Source organism: Nocardia fusca NBRC 14340 (assembly GCF_001618425.1).
Classification (GTDB): domain Bacteria; phylum Actinomycetota; class Actinomycetes; order Mycobacteriales; family Mycobacteriaceae; genus Nocardia; species Nocardia fusca.
The window spans coordinates 44,414-60,624 of sequence record NZ_BDCU01000025.1; the positions used below are offsets into that span (position 1 = coordinate 44,414).

General features: G+C 70.5%; 12 protein-coding genes. 3 read left to right on the forward strand and 9 right to left on the reverse strand.

What is annotated here, in order from left to right; all coding sequences use genetic code 11:
* Nucleotides 1-6: 6 nt before the first annotated feature.
* The 4 genes from NF4_RS15315 to vapB all read right to left on the reverse strand — a co-directional run bounded on the left by NF4_RS15315 (nt 7) and on the right by vapB (nt 6,245).
* Entirely contained in the window at nt 7-195 is a 189-nt protein-coding gene (locus NF4_RS15315; RefSeq protein WP_063128013.1) for a hypothetical protein, read from the reverse strand.
* 113 nt (nt 196-308) lie between these two features.
* On the reverse strand, nt 309-1,088 hold the full coding sequence (locus NF4_RS15320) for a DNA-formamidopyrimidine glycosylase family protein (RefSeq protein WP_063128014.1): 780 nt from the start codon (nt 1,086-1,088) through the stop codon (nt 309-311).
* Between the two features lie 251 nt (nt 1,089-1,339).
* Nucleotides 1,340-5,887 (reverse strand): ATP-dependent helicase, encoded by a 4,548-nt coding sequence (locus NF4_RS15325; protein WP_157120336.1) that lies wholly within the window; start codon nt 5,885-5,887, stop codon nt 1,340-1,342.
* A gap of 79 nt (nt 5,888-5,966) precedes the next feature.
* Entirely contained in the window at nt 5,967-6,245 is a 279-nt protein-coding gene (gene vapB / locus NF4_RS38625) for a type II toxin-antitoxin system VapB family antitoxin (RefSeq protein WP_063128015.1), read from the reverse strand.
* 104 nt (nt 6,246-6,349) lie between these two features.
* On the opposite strand from vapB, the gene NF4_RS15335 reads away from it, so the two are divergent.
* On the forward strand, nt 6,350-6,928 hold the full coding sequence (locus NF4_RS15335; RefSeq protein ID WP_063128016.1) for a histidine phosphatase family protein: 579 nt from the start codon (nt 6,350-6,352) through the stop codon (nt 6,926-6,928).
* Here the strand turns inward: NF4_RS15335 and NF4_RS15340 are convergent.
* Nucleotides 6,903-8,756, reverse strand: coding sequence for a serine/threonine-protein kinase (locus NF4_RS15340; RefSeq protein ID WP_063128017.1), 1,854 nt, complete (start codon nt 8,754-8,756; stop codon nt 6,903-6,905). The genes NF4_RS15335 and NF4_RS15340 overlap by 26 nt on opposite strands.
* Nucleotides 8,757-8,960: 204 nt before the next feature.
* Between NF4_RS15340 and NF4_RS15345 the strand changes: the two genes are divergently transcribed.
* On the forward strand, nt 8,961-9,305 hold the full coding sequence (locus NF4_RS15345) for a hypothetical protein (RefSeq protein WP_063128018.1): 345 nt from the start codon (nt 8,961-8,963) through the stop codon (nt 9,303-9,305).
* An 18-nt stretch (nt 9,306-9,323) separates the two neighbouring features.
* Here NF4_RS15345 and lat read toward each other — a convergent pair whose 3' ends face one another.
* Nucleotides 9,324-10,682 carry an L-lysine 6-transaminase gene (lat, locus tag NF4_RS15350; RefSeq protein ID WP_063128019.1) on the reverse strand — a complete coding sequence of 453 codons (1,359 nt, stop codon included), beginning with the start codon at nt 10,680-10,682 and terminating at the stop codon, nt 9,324-9,326.
* Between the two features lie 85 nt (nt 10,683-10,767).
* On the reverse strand, nt 10,768-11,220 hold the full coding sequence (locus NF4_RS15355; RefSeq protein ID WP_030522498.1) for an Lrp/AsnC family transcriptional regulator: 453 nt from the start codon (nt 11,218-11,220) through the stop codon (nt 10,768-10,770).
* A 112-nt stretch (nt 11,221-11,332) separates the two neighbouring features.
* On the opposite strand from NF4_RS15355, the gene amaB reads away from it, so the two are divergent.
* Nucleotides 11,333-12,868: an L-piperidine-6-carboxylate dehydrogenase gene (amaB, locus tag NF4_RS15360; RefSeq protein WP_063128020.1), complete on the forward strand. Its 1,536-nt coding sequence runs from the start codon at nt 11,333-11,335 to the stop codon at nt 12,866-12,868.
* Between the two features lie 154 nt (nt 12,869-13,022).
* On the opposite strand, the gene NF4_RS15365 is transcribed toward amaB, so the two are convergent.
* The gene (locus NF4_RS15365) at nt 13,023-13,991 is read right to left on the reverse strand and encodes a patatin-like phospholipase family protein (protein WP_063128021.1); all 969 of its coding nucleotides are present in this window, start codon (nt 13,989-13,991) and stop codon (nt 13,023-13,025) included.
* A 125-nt stretch (nt 13,992-14,116) separates the two neighbouring features.
* Nucleotides 14,117-15,904, reverse strand: a complete 1,788-nt coding sequence (locus NF4_RS15370) for an acetyl/propionyl/methylcrotonyl-CoA carboxylase subunit alpha (protein ID WP_063128022.1) — start codon at nt 15,902-15,904, stop codon at nt 14,117-14,119.
* Between the last annotated feature and the right edge of the window lie 307 nt (nt 15,905-16,211).

The following is a 16,211-nucleotide window of genomic DNA, read 5'->3' on the forward strand; positions in this document are numbered from 1 at the left end:
TGCCGCTCAGTGGGAGGCCGGGTGGTGGCTCGGCGTCGTGGTGGTCGCCGGGCCGAGCGGTACGGGGGCCGGCGCCTGCGGGGTCGCGGCGGGATGCAGCAGGAAGTAGCAGAACGCCGCGGTCGCCACGATGGCCAGCACCGCGGAGAGCAGTTTGCCGGTGAGGGCAGCCAGTCGGACGGCTCGGGTGTTCATGGGACCTGCTTCCGGTGCGGTACCCGTGTGTCGTCGGAAAGCGGCCGATCATTACTACGCTCATGGCGGCTGTCACAGAAGAGGCGACGGCCGGCGTGCGACAGCGTACGTGCTCAGGCGGGTGGGACCTGGCATTTGGGGCAGTAGTAGATACCGCGTTCCCGGTAGCTCACCCGGTCGTCGCGTGGCATCTTCTCCCCCAGCATGTCGACCCGCAGGGGGGTCCCGCACCGGCGGCAGGGCCGGTGGGCCAGGCCGTAGACCAGCGGTCGCCAGGGTGGCCCGTGCGCGGCCCGATACATTACGCGCTGCGCTTCGTTCACCAGCGCCGGCAGATCCTCCACTTCACCCACCGGGCGCGCCGGATGGACCCGGCGCAGATAGCAGATCTCGCTGCGGTAGATATTGCCGATCCCGGCCAGATTGCGCTGATCGAGCAGGGCGACACCGATCGGGATATCCGGTGCGCGGGTGAGCCGGTCCAACGCCTCGGCGGGATCCCAGCCGGGACCGAGCAGATCCGGCCCCAGATGATCGATGGCGGTGTGTTCGTCCCGGCGGCGCAGCACCTCCACCAGGCCGAGATCGAATCCGACTGCCTCGGCCTCCGCGGTGCCGAGCACGATCCGGGCGGCGACCCGCGGTTTGGTCCAGCGCTGCCCGCAGTGGAAGACCCGCCAGCTGCCCTCCATCTTCAGATGGGTGTGCACACTGACCGTCTCGGTGCGGACGAACAGATGCTTCCCGTAGCTGCCCACGCTCTCCACGACCTGGCCGCGCAGATCGACGGTCGCGTAGCGGGGCACCCGGAAATCGCTGCGGGTCAGCGTCGCGCCCTCGAGTGCGGCGCGCAGTCGCCGCGCGGCGCGGAAAACGGCATCACCCTCCGGCATGAGCGCCAGTATCCCTCGGCGTCGCCTCCGGCGCCGCGAGGTCGGGGCGGTGTTCGCGGCCCGGCCTCGGGGCGGCCGGCTCGAGGCCGACACCAGGGTAAGTGCTCAATGGTCGCGTCTCTGTGGTTGGTCGACCGGCACTGGCTCGGTCACGGCGTTCGTTCACGTAACCGGGGCGGGCCCGACTGTGCATATGTGTCTCGATCACCTGGGTGGGCTCACGACACTGGAAGTGCTCAATGGTCGCCTCTCTATGTGCGGCCGACCGCACGCCGTAGGCGCAGGCCCTGCGGGGTGGTGGCGAAACCGGCTGCGGTGAGGAACTCGGCGAAGGTGTTGCCGTGCACCGATTCGCCGTCGACCCGATCGATGACCAGTGAATCCGCCCGGCCGGTCCGGACGAGATCGGCCAGGGCGCCCGCTGCCGCCTGCCGGGCGGCAGGATCCTCGGTGCAGGTGAGCAGGGTTTTTCCGCCGCGTTCCAGATAGAGGACCAGCTCTCCGTCGACCAGTACGACCAGCGCGCCCGCCTTGCGGCCCGGCCGGTGACCGGGCCCGCCCTCGGTTTTGGGCCAGGGCAGGGCGGCGCCGTAGGGGTTGGCCGGATCGCAGGCCGCCAGGGCCAGCGCCGCCCCGGCGGGCCGCCGGTCGCCGTCGAACGAGCGCAGCCGGTCCACCACGTCGGTGGTGGAGAACTGCGCGCCGCCCAGCGAGTCGACGAAGTATCCGCGGCGGCAGCGGCCGCGGTCCTCGAACTCGCTGAGCACGCGGTACACCAGTGCGAAACCGCCGGGCACGCCCTCGCTCTGTACCGAACCCTTGGTCAGCACGCCGTAGCGCTCGAGCAGCAGGTCGGCGGTGGCGTGCGCGCGGACCGTGTTGTCGGTCGCGCGCTCGGGTAGCAGCGACCAGCGCCCGGCCACGGTGGGCGGACCAGACCGGCTCGGCATCGCCGGCCGGGGAAGGTAGGTGCGGCCGCGGGGGGCGCGCCGCGGGGTGCGGTGCGCGGCCGGGGCCCGGGTGGAGCCGGAGAGCCGGGCGCGCACCGGGGCGAACGTATCGCCGGAGACGAGGCCCGCCCACACCAGGTCCCACAGGGCTGCCGCGACCGCGGCATCGTCCAGCAAGCCCGTCGCGTCCGACAGTTGGCGGAAGAAGTACGCGCCGCCACTGTGTAATACCGAAGGAGCGGGATCGGCTTCGGACCGGTGGTCCGGCCCGGCGGTGAGCGCGGGTCCGGCGCCGAGCGCGCTCAGCAGCGCCAGCTGGGTTTCGGTGAACTCGGGATCGTCGGCCGGTGACAGGGTGAGCGGAGCCTGATCGGCCGGATGCAGCGCGATCCAGCCGTCCTTGGCGTTGATAGCGCCGTGGCCGGACCAGCGCACCTCGCCGGTGGCCATGAGCTCGTCGAGGAAGGCAGGGGTGTAATCGCGGACCCGGGCCGGGAACACCAGCGATTCCCACGCCGAAGCCGGCACCGGGACGCCGGCGAGCTGTTCCACCACCGTCGCCACGCCGTCGATTCCGCGCAACTCGCCGGTGCCGATGTGTTGCCAATCAGGCAGGAACCGGCCGAAGGTTGCGGTGGACACCGGTTCGACCTCGTGCCGGGCGGCGGCGAGGCTGCGCCGCCGCAACCGCCGCAGCACCTGGGCGTCGCACCACTCCGAACCGCCGGTCTCCGGGGTGAACTCACCCTCCACCACGCGTTTCTCGAGACCGAGACGGTGTAGCGCGGCCGCCGCGACCGCGGGGCCCAGACCGAATCGGTGCGCGACCGACTCGGTGGTGAAGGGCCCGTGTGTGCGGGCGTAGCGGGCCACCAGATCACCGAGCGGATCGGGTACCGGTTCGATGAAGGCGGCCGGGGTGCCGATCGGCAGGGGCACTCCCAGCGCATCGCGCAGGCGGGATGCGTCCTCGATGGCGGCCCACCACGTCTGTCCCGCATAGGAGACCTCGAGCGCGCGCCGGGCGCCGGCGAGTTCGGTGAACCAGTCCGCGGGGTCCGCACGGCAGCGCTCCCGCGCCTCGGCGGGGGTCAGCGGGCCGAGTAACCGCAGCAGATCGGCCAGGCCCTCCATATCCCGCGCGTGACGTTCCGGCGTGCGGCGCTGGAGCTCCAGTTCGACCTGGGCGATGACCTCACTGTCCAGCAGTTCCCGCAACTCCACCCGGCCGAGCAGTTCGGCGAGCAGGGCGGAGTCCAGGGACAGGGCCGCGGCGCGCCGTTCGGCCAGCGGACTGTCGCCGTCGTACATGAACTGGCCGATGTAGTCGAACAGCAGCGCGTTGGCGAACGGGGACGGGGTGGCCGTCTCCACCTCGACCAGTCGCACCCGGCGGCGCGCCACCGCGGTGAGCAGCTCCCGTAGTGCGGGCAGATCGTACACATCGCGCAGGCATTCGCGCACCGTCTCCAGCAGGATCGGGAAGTCCGGGAATTTCCGTGCCACATCCAGTAACTGGGCCGATCGCTGCCGCTGCTGCCACAGTGGCGCGCGCCGTCCGGGATCGCGGCGCGGCAGCAGCAGCGCCCGGGCCGCGCACTCCCGGAAACGGGACGCGAACAGTGCCGACCCGCCGACCTGTTCGGTGACCAGGTCGTCGATCTCGTCGGGTTCGAAGACGAACAGTTCCGCACCCGGCGGCTCGTCGGTGGTGTCGGGCAGCCGCACCACGATGCCGTCGTCGGAGGCGTTCGGCGCGGCATCGACGCCGAAGCGTTCCCGCAGGCGGGCGCCCACGGCCAGCGCCCAGGCCGCGTGCACCGGCATTCCGTAGGGCGAGTGCAGGACCAGGCGCCAGTCACCGAGTTCGTCGCGGAAACGTTCGACCACCAGGGTGCGGTCGGTGGGCAACCGCCCGGTCGCGTTGCGCTGGTCTTCCAGCAGCGCACGCAGATTCGCGGTCGCGTTCTCGTCGAGCCCGGCCGCGGTGGTCTGGTCGGTGAGGGTTTCCGGGGAAGTCTGCGTACCGGCCCGGCGGACGAACTCGCCCAGCGCGGCACCGAGTTCGGCCGGGCGGCCGAGTGAATCACCGTGCCAGAACGGCAAGCGCCCGGGGTGGCCGAAGGCGGGGGTCACCAGGACGCGGTCGTAGGTGATGTCCTCGATCCGCCAGCTGGTGGCGCCGAGGGCGAAGACATCGCCGACCCGCGACTCGTAGACCATCTCCTCGTCGAGTTCGCCCACCCGCGACGCCTTTTCGCCGACCATGTACACCGCGAACATGCCGCGATCGGGGATCGCGCCGCCCGAGGTCACCGCCAGCCGTTGAGCGCCCGGGCGGCCGGTGAGGGTGCCGGCGTCGCGGTCCCAGACCAGGCGCGGCCGGAGTTCGGCGAACTCGTCGGAGGGGTAGCGGCCGGCCAGCAGATCCAATACCGCCTCGTAGGAGGAACGGGGGAGCGCGGCATAGCTGCCGGTGCCGCGCACGGTGTCGAACCAGGTGTCGACGTCCAGCGGTTCCAGGGCGCAGGCCGCGACCGTCTGCTGGGCGAGGATGTCCAGTGGATGCGCGGGTATCTTCAGCGCCTCGATCTGCCCGGCCAGCATCCGCTGCGCGGTCACCGCGCAGTGCACCACGTCGGTGCGGTGCTTGGGGAAGAGCACTCCGCGCGATATCTCGCCCACTTGATGGCCGGCCCGGCCGATGCGCTGCAACCCGCTCGCCACCGAGGGGGGCGCCTCGACCTGCACGACGAGGTCCACCGCGCCCATATCGATACCGAGTTCGAGACTGCTGGTGGCCACCACGCAGCGCAGCCGGCCGCTTTTGAGGTCGTCCTCGATCAGGGCCCGCTGTTCCTTGCTGACCGAACCGTGGTGCGCCCGGGCCAGCAGCGGTTCGGCGCCGTGGTTGACCTCGGTGGACGGGCCGAGCTGGGCGGGCGGGGCATGGGCCGTGTCGACGGATTCGCCCAGCCGTCCGGCGTAGGCCTCGTTCAGCCGGGCGGTCAGCCGTTCGGCGAGCCGGCGCGAATTGGCGAATACGATCGACGAACGGTGTTCGAGTACGAGTTCGACGATCGCCTCGTCCACATGCGGCCACAGCGATCCGGGCTGGTCGGACTCGCCCGGCTCGGTCATATCCGGGACCGGGACCCGCACCGAGAGGTCGAAGGTCTTGGGTGCGGGCGGGTTGACGACGGTGATCGGCGCCGAGCCCACCAGGAACCGGCCCACCGCCTCGGGTGGCCGGACGGTCGCGGACAGGCCGATCCGCTGCGCCGGTCGTTCGGTGAGGGTGTCCAGCCGGGCCAGGGACAGCGCCAGATGCGACCCCCGCTTCGAACCGGCGATGGCGTGCACCTCGTCCACGATGACCGTGCGCACGCCGCGCAGGGTTTCCCGGGCCGCGGAGGTGAGCATCAGGAACAGCGATTCCGGGGTGGTGATGAGGATGTCGGGCGGGGTGCGCTGCAACCGGCGGCGCTCCTGCGCGGTGGTGTCACCGGAACGGACGCCGACGCTGATCTCCGGGGCCGGCAGACCGAGGCGGCGGGCCGTCTGGCGCACCCCCACCAGCGGCGCGCGCAGATTCCGCTCCACGTCCACGGCCAAGGCCTTGAGCGGGGAGATGTAGAGCACCGAGGTACCCACTTCCGGCGGATCGGCCGCGGCCAGCCGGTCGATGGCCCACAGGAACGCCGACAGGGTCTTGCCGGACCCTGTCGGCGCGATCACCAGGGTGTGCTCACCGGCCGCGATCGCCTGCCACGCACCCAGTTGGGCGGCCGTCGGCGCGGGGAACGCACCGTCGAACCACTGCTGGGTGGCGGCGGAGAACTCGGTCACGGAAACCAGTGTGCACCGGAGCACCGACACCGGGACGGTCGCGACCCGGCCGGCGCGCGCCGGCCGGGCGACCGACGGGTCAGGCCGGGGCTCCGTCGACCAGATCGGGCCCGGTGTACCCCGGGCCGGTGAATTCTGTTTCGGCGAGGTCGGGCGAGAACAGGTCGGGGGTCCGGTTCTCGGTGACGAGTCCGGCCAGCCGGATCAGGTCCTCGGTGGTCACCCCGCCGACCGGCCGGAACTCCCGGCTGAGTCGGCGGCGGAGGAATTCGGTACGGGATATACCCAGGCCGTTGGCTTGCCGGTCGATCTCGTCGATGACCGCACCGGGCACGGCGCGGATGAGTATGTCTGTCATTCCTCGATCACCTCCTGGCTGGCAGCGGGGCACGATGGACCGGCAGCCGTGGTGGTGCTTCGAGTCGGCTACCGGTGACAGTCCGGCGTTTCTATGCTTCGACGGTGCCTGGTGTTCGGAAACTCGATCTGATCTCCCACGGCCTCACCGACGCGTCACGGGCGGTGCGTTTCCCGGCCGATGAACCGCTCACCCCGGTGGGGCGGGCGATGCCGGCGGACCGGGCGGTCGAACCACCGGCAGGCGCACGGATAGCCGCGGGCCCGGAGCGGCGGACCAGAGAGACTGCCCGGCTACTGGGCTTGGATGCCGCACCACTATCGAGATTACGCGATCTCGGCGCGGGCGCCTGGCATGGTGCGGAACCGGGCCTGCTGCCGCCGGAAGAATTGGGCCGCCGGCTCACCGATCCCGGCTACCGCGGCGAGTCCGTCCTGGACCTGCTGGACCGGGTCCGCGGGTGGCTCGACGAGCCGGCCGCGGGCGAGGCGCCGCGTACGATCGCGGTGACCCCTCCGGCGGTGATCCGGGCCGTACTGGTCGTGGCCCTGGCGGCCGCGCCGGAATCGTTCTGGCGTGTCGATGTGGCGCCGGGCGCCCGGGTCCGGCTGCCTCACCGGACCGCGTGGACGCTGCGGTTGAATCGACCCGCCCGGGCTACTGGGTGTTCAGGGCGACCGTAGTACCGAACGAGAGCGGGAAATCGCGGAAGGTCATGCTCGCGGGCACCGATCCGGTGGGTATCTCGTAGACCAGGTGAGTGCCCAGCGACTCGTCGGGTTGCAGGGTACGCGGGGCGGCCGCGGCGGCCGCGCGCTGCGCGGTGGCGGTCACATCGGGGGCGTACTTCGCGCCCGCCGTATCGCGGAGTTCCTGCCCGAGCGGCAGGTAGGTCGTCGGTTGGGCCGCGATATTGCGCACGGTGAAGCTGACCACCACGAACGTCCCCTGGGCGCGTTCGATACCGACCGCGCCCACCCCTGATTCCACGTTGCGTACCGAGAATTCGAAGTTGCCGTCCCGGACCGGAACGCCGGGATCGGCGATGCTCCCGGGCGTCGGCGTGTCGTCGCCGCCGAAGAACCGGATCGATCCGGCGCCGCCGACCAGCGCGGCCACACAGCCGCCGATCAGCAGCAGCGGCACGACCACGAGCACGATCGTCCACAGCACCAACCGGCGCACGAGGCTCTTGCGGCGCCGCGGCGGTTTCGCCCGGGCGCGTGGCGCGCGGCGGCCGGGCGGGTGCCCTGGACGGTGGAGTGCGGGACGGTTCGGCGCGACCGCCGCGCCCGCATCGCCCCGGCTGTACGGCGAGGGCCCGGCGGCCTGCGCCGGACCGCTCCCGTGCCCGGGCTGCGGCCTGCTCTCCAGCCGGGTGTAGGCCCGGGTCGGGGGGCGGGCTGCGGGAGGCCCCGGCGCCGGGTCGCCGGGAGCGTGTCCGGTGTAGGCCCGGGTGGCCGGGCGCGACGGAGACTGCCGGAGCCCCGGGTCGCCGGGAGCGTGCTCGGTGTAGGCCCGGGTGGCGGGGTGCGCGGGGGACTGCCCGGCCACCGGGCCGCCGGGTGTGTATTCCGTGTAGGCCCTGGTGCCCGGCGGGGCCGCGACCGCCGCGGCGGGCCGGTCGTCCAGTTCGTAGTGGCGGGTCCCGGGGTGTTCCACGGCGCCGGGGTCCGGTGCCGTCGCCGCATCCGGGAGAGCGCCCCGCGCGGCCCGCGCGAACTCGCCGGCGGTGCGGTAGCGGTCGTCCGGGTTCTTGGCCAGCGCCCGGGCGATCACGCGGTCCAGTTCCACCGGGATGCCCGGGACCAGCGCGCGCACACTGGGCGGCGTGGTCGTGAGATGGTCGTGCATCTGCCGCGCCGGATCGGTGTCGCCGAACGGGCGGGTACCGGCCAGGCATTCGTAGAGCACACAGCCCAGGGAGTAGATATCGGCGCGCGCGTCGGTGCTCCCGGTGAACCGTTCCGGAGCCATGTACGCCCAGGTCCCGACCGCCAGTCCGGAGGCGGTGAGGGCGGTACTGCCGGCGCCGTGGGCGATACCGAAGTCGATGAGGTACACGAAACCGTCGCGCCGGACGACGATATTGGACGGTTTCACGTCCCGGTGCACCAGTCCGGCCCGATGCGCGGCATCCAGCGCCGCCGCGGTCTGGGCGACGATATCGACGGCGCGCTGTGGCGTCAGCGGGCCGTTCGTGCGCAGGACCCGGCCCAGATCATCGCCCTCGACGTATTCCATCTCGATGAACAGGCGGCCGTCCAGCGCACCGTGGGCGTGGATCGGGACGATATGACTGTCGTGCAGGCGGGCGGCGAGTTCGGCTTCGCGTTCGAACCGGCTGCGGTAGGTCTGGTCGGCGGCGAGTTCGACGGGCAGCAGCTTCAGCGCGACCCGCCCGCCCGGGCGTCCGCCGGCGGGCTCGGCGTAGGCGAGCCACACCTGGCCCATCCCACCCTGGCCGAGCAATCGCTCGAGCCGGTAGCGGCCCAATCGCTGCCCGATCATGACGCATCCTTCCCTGTCCCGGCCCACGGTCCGGGCGGTTGCGGTGATCGGCGGACCTGCCCGGGGCCGGACTGTACCCCGACCCTATCCGCGGTCGGCGGCGCGGCACAGTGTGAGGTCGCCGACCGATATCGTCGGCGACCCAGACCCCGCGAAGGCGAACCGGCGTCGGGCGGGCCCGCCGGGTTGTGCGAGGGTGACCGGATGGAGGCGATCGAGATCAACGCGGGCGCATGGTATCTGCGCGCACTGCGGGCCGATGACCGGATCGACGACCGGCCCGCGCTGGCTGCGGGCGGGATCACCGACCCGGACTATGTGGCCCGCCGCGGCGCCGAGTGGGCGACGGAATCCCATTTCTCCTGGGCGGTGTGCGAACCGGCCACCGCGGAGTTGGTGGCCGAGATCGGGGTGACCCCGCGACCGGACGGGACCGCCGCGGTCGAGGGTTGGGCCCGGCCCGGTCAGCAGGCGGCGTTGGTCGCCGCGGCGGAGGCGGTGCGCCGGTTCGCCGCGGACGCGCTGGGGCTACGACCCGACGCGGTGTGATCGCTCGCCGGGGCGGTGTCAGCCGAGGTCGGTGAGTACGCGGTCCAGCGCGGTCACCGCCTCGACGAGTTCGCCGGGTTCCACCGTCAGCGGTGGCCGGAATCTGATGCCGCGCTCGCCGGAGCCGATCATGAGCACCCGTTCGCGTTCCCGCAGCGTGGTGAGGACCGCATCGCGGAAGGCGTTGTCCGACAGCGTGACAGCGCACATCAGACCGCGTCCGCGCGGATCGGTGACCGCGGGCTGCCGCTCGGCGAGGTCACGTAGCAGATCGAGCAGCAGATCGCCGAGTTCGCCGGCCCGGGCGATCAGATCGTCGCGTTCGATGACCTCCAGGATCCGGGTGGCCCGCACCATGTCGGTGAGATTGCCACCCCAGGTGGAATTCAGGCGCGAAGGCACTGTGAAGACATTGTCGCCGAGTTCGTCCACCCGGCCGCCGGCCATGATCCCGCACACCTGCGTCTTCTTCCCGAACGCCACCACATCCGGTTCCAGGCCGAGTTGCCGGTAGGCCCAGGTGCTTCCGGTGATGCCGACGCCGGTCTGCACCTCGTCGAGGACGAACAGCGCGTCGTTGGCGTGGCACAGTTCCTGGACCGCGCGCAGGAACTCCGGGCGCATATGCCGGTCGCCGCCTTCGCCCTGGATCGGTTCGGCGATGAAGCAGGCGATCCCGTGCGGCCGCTCGGCGAAGGCACGGGCGGCCTGCTCGAGCGCACGCCGTTCCGCCGCCTCGATATCGATATCCGGACCGAGCCAGGGCGTTTCGATCCGCGGCCAGTCGAAGGCGGGGAAGCGCTCGGTTTTGACCGGGTCGGTGTTGGTCAGCGACAGGGTGTATCCGCTGCGGCCGTGGAAGGCGCCGGTCAGATGCAGCACCCCGCCTTCGTACCCGGGTCGTGGTGTGCGTCCGTGGAGTTCGTTGTGCCGGCTCTTCCAGTCGAAGGCGGTTTTCAGCGCGTTCTCCACCGCGAGGGCGCCCCCGTCGATGAGGAACAGGTGCGGTAGGCGCGGATCGCCGAGCACCCGGACGAAGGTGTCCACGAAACGCGCCATCTCGACGGTGTAGATATCGGAGTTGCTCGGCTTGTTCATTGCGGCCGTGGTCAATTCGGCGCGGAACCCGGCGTCCTCGGTCAGCGCGGGATGGTTCATCCCGAGCGCGCTGGAGGCGAAGAAACCGAACATGTCGAGGTAATCGCTGCCGTCGCGGGCGTCCACCAGATGGCGGCCGCGGGACGCGCGCAGATCGAGTACCAGGTCGAAACCGTCGGCGAGCATACTGCCCGACAGGGTCTCGAACACACGAGAGGCGGGGATGCGGCCATCTGTCCTGCCATCGCCCGTGCCGGAGTGCTCCAGTTCGATGGTCACACTCCGACGGTACGGGACCGGACACCGACTTGTCAGGAAGATTTACTGACAAGTCCGTAACTAATAAGAGTTGTTACGGTCTCGGCTACTTTTCGTAGAATGTCTGAAGGATTATGGTGCTCCGGGTTCGGACATTGGCCGTCGCCCGGATCTGCTGCAGCAACTGTTCCAGATGCCGCGGCGAGGCCACCCGGACCAGCAGGATGTAGCTCTCGTCGCCCGCCACCGAATGGCAGGCCTCGATCCCGGGCATGTTCTGCAGCGCCGCCGGGGCATCGTCGGGCTGGGAAGGGTCGAGAGGAGTGATCGCCACAAATGCCGACAGCAGCTGTCCCAGCGCTTCGGGATCGACGTTCGCGGTGTAGCCACGGATCACGCCGCGCGCCTCGAGCCTGCGCACCCGTGACTGCACGGCGGATACCGAAAGACTCGCCTTCTCGGCCAGATTGGACAGGGTCGCCCGTCCATCGGCCATCAATTCCCGGATCAGCAGGCGATCGATCTCGTCCAGGGTTGGTTTTGCCGGTGTTTCCGCCATCAGCGAAGGCTAACGTAGCGGACACACCGCCGGAACACTGTTGTGAACGTTCATTCTCCGGCCGTGCCATTCGCACAGCGTATTTCGTCCGGCCGAACCCGAGGAGTTCGCGATGACCGAGACCGAACAGAAGACCGTCCCCACCGGATACGCCGACCGGATCGGCGCACTGCTGCGCGCACTGGAGATCGCGGTCCCGGCGCCCGGCGATATGTTCGTACGCTGCCCGATCGACGGTGGAACGCTGATCGGCCTGCGGCCCGACGGCCCCGCCGAAATCGACACCGCGATCACCGAAGCGGCCGCCGCCTTCGCCACCTGGCGGCTGGTCCCGGCGCCGCAGCGGGCGGCCGTGGTGCGCGAACTCGCCGTACTGCTGCGCCGCCATCAGGACGAACTCGCCGAACTCGTCACTCTCGAAGTGGGCAAGATCCCCGCCGAGGCGCGCGGCGAGGTCCAGGAGATGATCGATATCTGCGAGTTCGCGGTGGGACTGTCGCGCCAGCTCTACGGGTACACGATGGCCTCGGAGCGGCCGGGCCACCGGCTCATGGAGACCTGGCATCCGCTCGGTGTGGTCGGGGTTGTCTCGGCCTTCAATTTCCCTGTCGCGGTCTGGGCCTGGAACACCGCCGTCGCGCTGGTCTGCGGCGACACCGTGGTGTGGAAACCCTCGGACCGTACCCCGTTGACCGCCCTGGCCTGCCATACGCTGCTGCGCCGCGCGGCCACCAACGCCGGGGCGGATACCCGGATCCACCAGTTGATTCTGGGGTCCACGGACGCCGGTGTGCAGCTGACCGATGACGAGCGGGTCGCACTGGTCAGCGCGACGGGCTCGGTCGCCATGGGTCGTGCGGTCGGCCCGCGCGTGGCCGCCCGGTTCGGCCGCTGTCTGCTGGAACTGGGTGGGAACAACGCGGCCGTGGTCGGTCCCTCCGCCGATCTGGACCTGGCGGTCCGGGGCATCGTCTTCGCGGCCGTCGGCACCGCCGGACAGCGCTGCACGAGTCTGCGCCGGCTCATCGTGCACTCTTCGATCGCCGATGAACTGCTGGACCGCCTGGTGCGCGCGTACCGGCAGTTGCGGGTGGGCAACCCGCTGGACCCGGGTATCCAGGTGGGACCGCTGCACGGGCCCGGCGCCTGGGCCGCGATGTGGGACGCGCTGGCGCGCGCCCGTGGGGACGGCGGTGCGGTGCTCTGCGGGGGCGAGCGGGTCGAACCCGAGGGCGTGGGGCCCGAGGCGTATTACGCCGACCCGGCGATCGTCCGCATGCCCGCCCAGACCGAGGTGGTGCGCGAGGAGACCTTCGCCCCGATCCTCTACGTCCTCACCTACGACGATTTCGACACCGCCCTGGCACTGCACAACGGCGTACCGCAGGGACTGTCCTCGGCGATCTTCACCACCGACCAGCGGGAGGCCGAACGCTTCCTCGGCGCCGACGGGTCCGACTGCGGTATCGCCAACGTCAATATCGGCACCTCCGGCGCGGAGATCGGCGGCGCGTTCGGCGGCGAGAAGCACACCGGCGGCGGCCGCGAATCGGGTTCGGACGCATGGAAGGCCTATATGCGGCGCGCCACCAACACCATCAACTACTCGACCGAGCTACCCCTGGCCCAAGGCATCCGCTTCGACTGACCGCAGGATCTGTGCAGCCGGCGAAATACCGGCCGCGCAGCGACTCCCTCACGCATCCACGCCGATTGTCGGTATGAATGGTCGGGCCCGCCCCGGTTCTGGAGCGGCAGAGCGAAGGAACGCAGCGACTGAGCGGCGGAGTGAAGAACCGGGGTCACGCGGGCCCTGGCCCCGCGCTGCCGGAGGCGGCGCCATGAACACAGCTGAACTCGGAGAAGAGTTCGGCCACCACGCGGCGGCCGATCTCCATACCGCGTGCCAGGATGCCGGGATCGGTTTCGACGCTGCTGATATCCGGTGACCCGGCCGGCGGATGGATCTGGCAGGCCGCCGCACCCATCCCGGCGAGCACATCGTCCTCCAGCGCCTGCTGACCGGGCCGCAGCTTCCACGCTCGATAGGCGCCGGGGGCGATGAACCGCATATAGGTGCCGCCGACCACGTCGTGCAACCAGGGCGGCGGTGGCCGGCGTTCGTCGGCGCGCCGGGTCCGCAGGATGAGGGCATGGGTGGCCCCGGCCTTCAGCGCGCTGCGTACCGGGACCGTTTCCGAGAGGCCGCCGTCGAAGTAGCGGCGTCCACCCATTTCCACCGGCGGGCCGGCCAGCAGCGGCAGACCGGAGGACGCCCGGAGCGCGGTCTGCAGCGTCGCCTTGTCGACGATGAACGGATGCAGGTCCACCGGTTCGCCGGTGCGGATATCGGTGGCGATGGGATGAAAGGTGGTCTCGTTGGCCAGGATGGCCGGGAAATCCATGGGATGCAGCCCGTCGTACACCTTGTGCACCAGATAGTTCAGATCGAACGCGGGCCGGCCGCGCAGCATCCGGGCCGGATCGATGGCCCGGCGCATGATCGCGGCGTCGGTCCAGGCCTTCATACCCCGCCCCGCCCGGCCGCACAGCAGCCACGCCGCATTGATCGCGCCCGCCGAGGTGCCGTACACCGCGTCGAAGACCCGGGTCATGCCGAGCTGCTCCAGCGCGTGCACCATCCCGCTGGAGTACACCCCGCGGCTGCCGCCACCCTCGACGACGAGTACGAGCCGATGGCCGTCGGCCCGGCTCTCGGATGCGAAACGGCCGCGGATCACCTCCGCGACCGTCGGTTGTACTGGGCTCACCGGGTCACCATACGCCGGAGCGGGTGGCGGCAATCGGCCGCGCACCCGCTCCGGAACAGTGTGCATCTACTGTTGGCTCACCGGTCGGCATGCCGTCGCATACCCGTCGCGGGCCACAGCGTGCGTTATTTGATTTCGGCGAGAACGGTGCCCTGGGTGATCGCGGCGCCGGCCGCGACGTTCAGGCCGGTGACCACGCCGGCCTTGTGCGCGTTGACCGGGTTCTCCATCTTCATGGCCTCGAGCACGACGATCAGATCGCCGGCCTCGACGGTCTGGCCTTCCTCGACGGCGACCTTGACCACGGTGCCCTGCATGGGGGCGGTGACCGCGTCACCGGAGGCGGCGCCGCCGCCCGCGCCGCCCCGCGTACGCGGCTTCGGCTTCTTGCGGACCGCGCCGGCTGCTGCCGGGGCGCCGGAGCCGATCGAGAACTGGCCCGGCAGCGAGACCTCGACCCGGCGGCCGCCGACCTCGACCACGACCTTCTGCCGCGGCTCGTCGTCCTCTTCGACCGGGGCGCCGCCGGTGAACGGCTCGACGGTGTTCTTCCACTCGGTTTCGATCCACTTGGTGTAGACGTCGAACGATTCGCCGTCGCCGATGAAGGCCGGATCCTCCACGATGGCCCGGTGGAACGGGATCACAGTGGCCAGGCCCTCCACATGGAACTCGGCCAGCGCGCGCCGCGCCCGCTCCAGGGCCTGGGTCCGGTTCTCGCCGGTGACGATCAACTTGGCCAGCATCGAGTCGAACTGGCCGCCGATCACACTGCCGGCCACCACGCCGGAGTCCACGCGCACACCCGGGCCGGTCGGCTCGGAGTACGCGGTGACCGGGCCGGGGGCGGGCAGGAAGCCGCGGCCGGCGTCCTCGCCGTTGATCCGGAACTCGAAGGAGTGCCCGCGCGGGGCCGGGTCCTCGGTGATCTCCAGCTTCTCGCCGTTGGCGATCCGGAACTGCTGGCGGACCAGGTCGATACCGGAGGTTTCCTCGGTGACCGGGTGCTCGACCTGCAGGCGGGTGTTGACCTCCAGGAACGACACGGTATCGCCCTGCACCAGGTATTCGACCGTGCCGGCGCCGTAGTAGCCGGCCTCCTTGCAGATGGCCTTGGCCGAGGCATGGATACGCGCCCGCTGATCGTCGGTGAGGAACGGGGCAGGGGCCTCTTCGACCAGTTTCTGGAAGCGGCGCTGCAGCGAGCAGTCGCGGGTGCCGGCGACGATCACGTTGCCGTGCTGGTCGGCGATGACCTGCGCCTCGACGTGGCGGGCCTTGTCCAGGTACTGCTCGACGAAGCATTCCCCGCGGCCGAAGGCGGCCACGGCCTCGCGGGTGGCCGACTCGAACAGCTCCGGGATCTCCTCGATGGAGTGCGCGACCTTCATTCCGCGGCCGCCGCCACCGAACGCGGCCTTGATCGCGACCGGCACGCCGTACTTCTTCGCGAACTCCACGACCTCGTCGGCGTTCTTCACCGGGTCCTTGGTGCCCGCGGCCATCGGTGCCTTCGCCCGCTCGGCGATATGCCGCGCGGTGACCTTGTCACCGAGGTCACGGATGGACTGCGGGGAGGGCCCGATCCAGATCAGCCCGGCGTCGAGGACGGCCTGGGCGAAGTCGGCGTTCTCGGAGAGGAAGCCGTAACCCGGGTGGATGGCATCGGCGCCGGATTTGGCGGCGGCGTCCAGAATCTTGTCGAAGACCAGGTACGACTCGGCGGAGGTCTGCCCGCCGAGGGCGAAGGCTTCGTCGGCGAGTTTGACGAAGGGTGCGTCGGCATCGGGTTCGGCGTAAACCGCGACACTGCCGAGGCCGGCGTCCTTGGCCGCCCGGATAACGCGCACGGCAATCTCGCCTCGGTTAGCTACGAGTACCTTCGTGATCCGCGCGCTGGCATGGCTGGGCACTGAGCCTCCTGTGTGCAATCTCTGTGTTCGCTGTGCGGGATGGGCCGCGCTTCGGCTCCGCTCCCGCGGATCGGGGTCCGCTGTCCGGCTTCCGAAGAGGATCGGATCGCTTGGTGGGCTCCGGGTCCGTGGGTTCGGATCCGCTACGCGGGCTCCGCGCCCGTGGTCGACACTATCTGTCTCGGGGCGAGTGTAGGCAGTCTGCCAACAAAGCCGGAACTCGGATAGGGCTACCGGGCAGTAGGTCGCAGATCACAATGGGTCGGAGCGGACTATGTGGCACACTGCTGTGTTTTTGGCGCCGCCT

Bases quoted from the DNA above. Each gene is read 5' to 3' on its own strand.
- NF4_RS15340 (WP_063128017.1), bottom strand. From the start codon at position 8,756: ATGATCGGGCAGCGATTGGGCCGCTACCGGCTCGAGCGATTGCTCGGC.
- NF4_RS15345 (WP_063128018.1), top strand. From the start codon at position 8,961: ATGGAGGCGATCGAGATCAACGCGGGCGCATGGTATCTGCGCGCACTG.
- NF4_RS15355 (WP_030522498.1), bottom strand. From the start codon at position 11,220: ATGGCGGAAACACCGGCAAAACCAACCCTGGACGAGATCGATCGCCTG.
- vapB (WP_063128015.1), bottom strand. From the start codon at position 6,245: ATGACAGACATACTCATCCGCGCCGTGCCCGGTGCGGTCATCGACGAG.
- NF4_RS15315 (WP_063128013.1), bottom strand. From the start codon at position 195: ATGAACACCCGAGCCGTCCGACTGGCTGCCCTCACCGGCAAACTGCTC.
- amaB (WP_063128020.1), top strand. From the start codon at position 11,333: ATGACCGAGACCGAACAGAAGACCGTCCCCACCGGATACGCCGACCGG.
- NF4_RS15320 (WP_063128014.1), bottom strand. From the start codon at position 1,088: ATGCCGGAGGGTGATGCCGTTTTCCGCGCCGCGCGGCGACTGCGCGCC.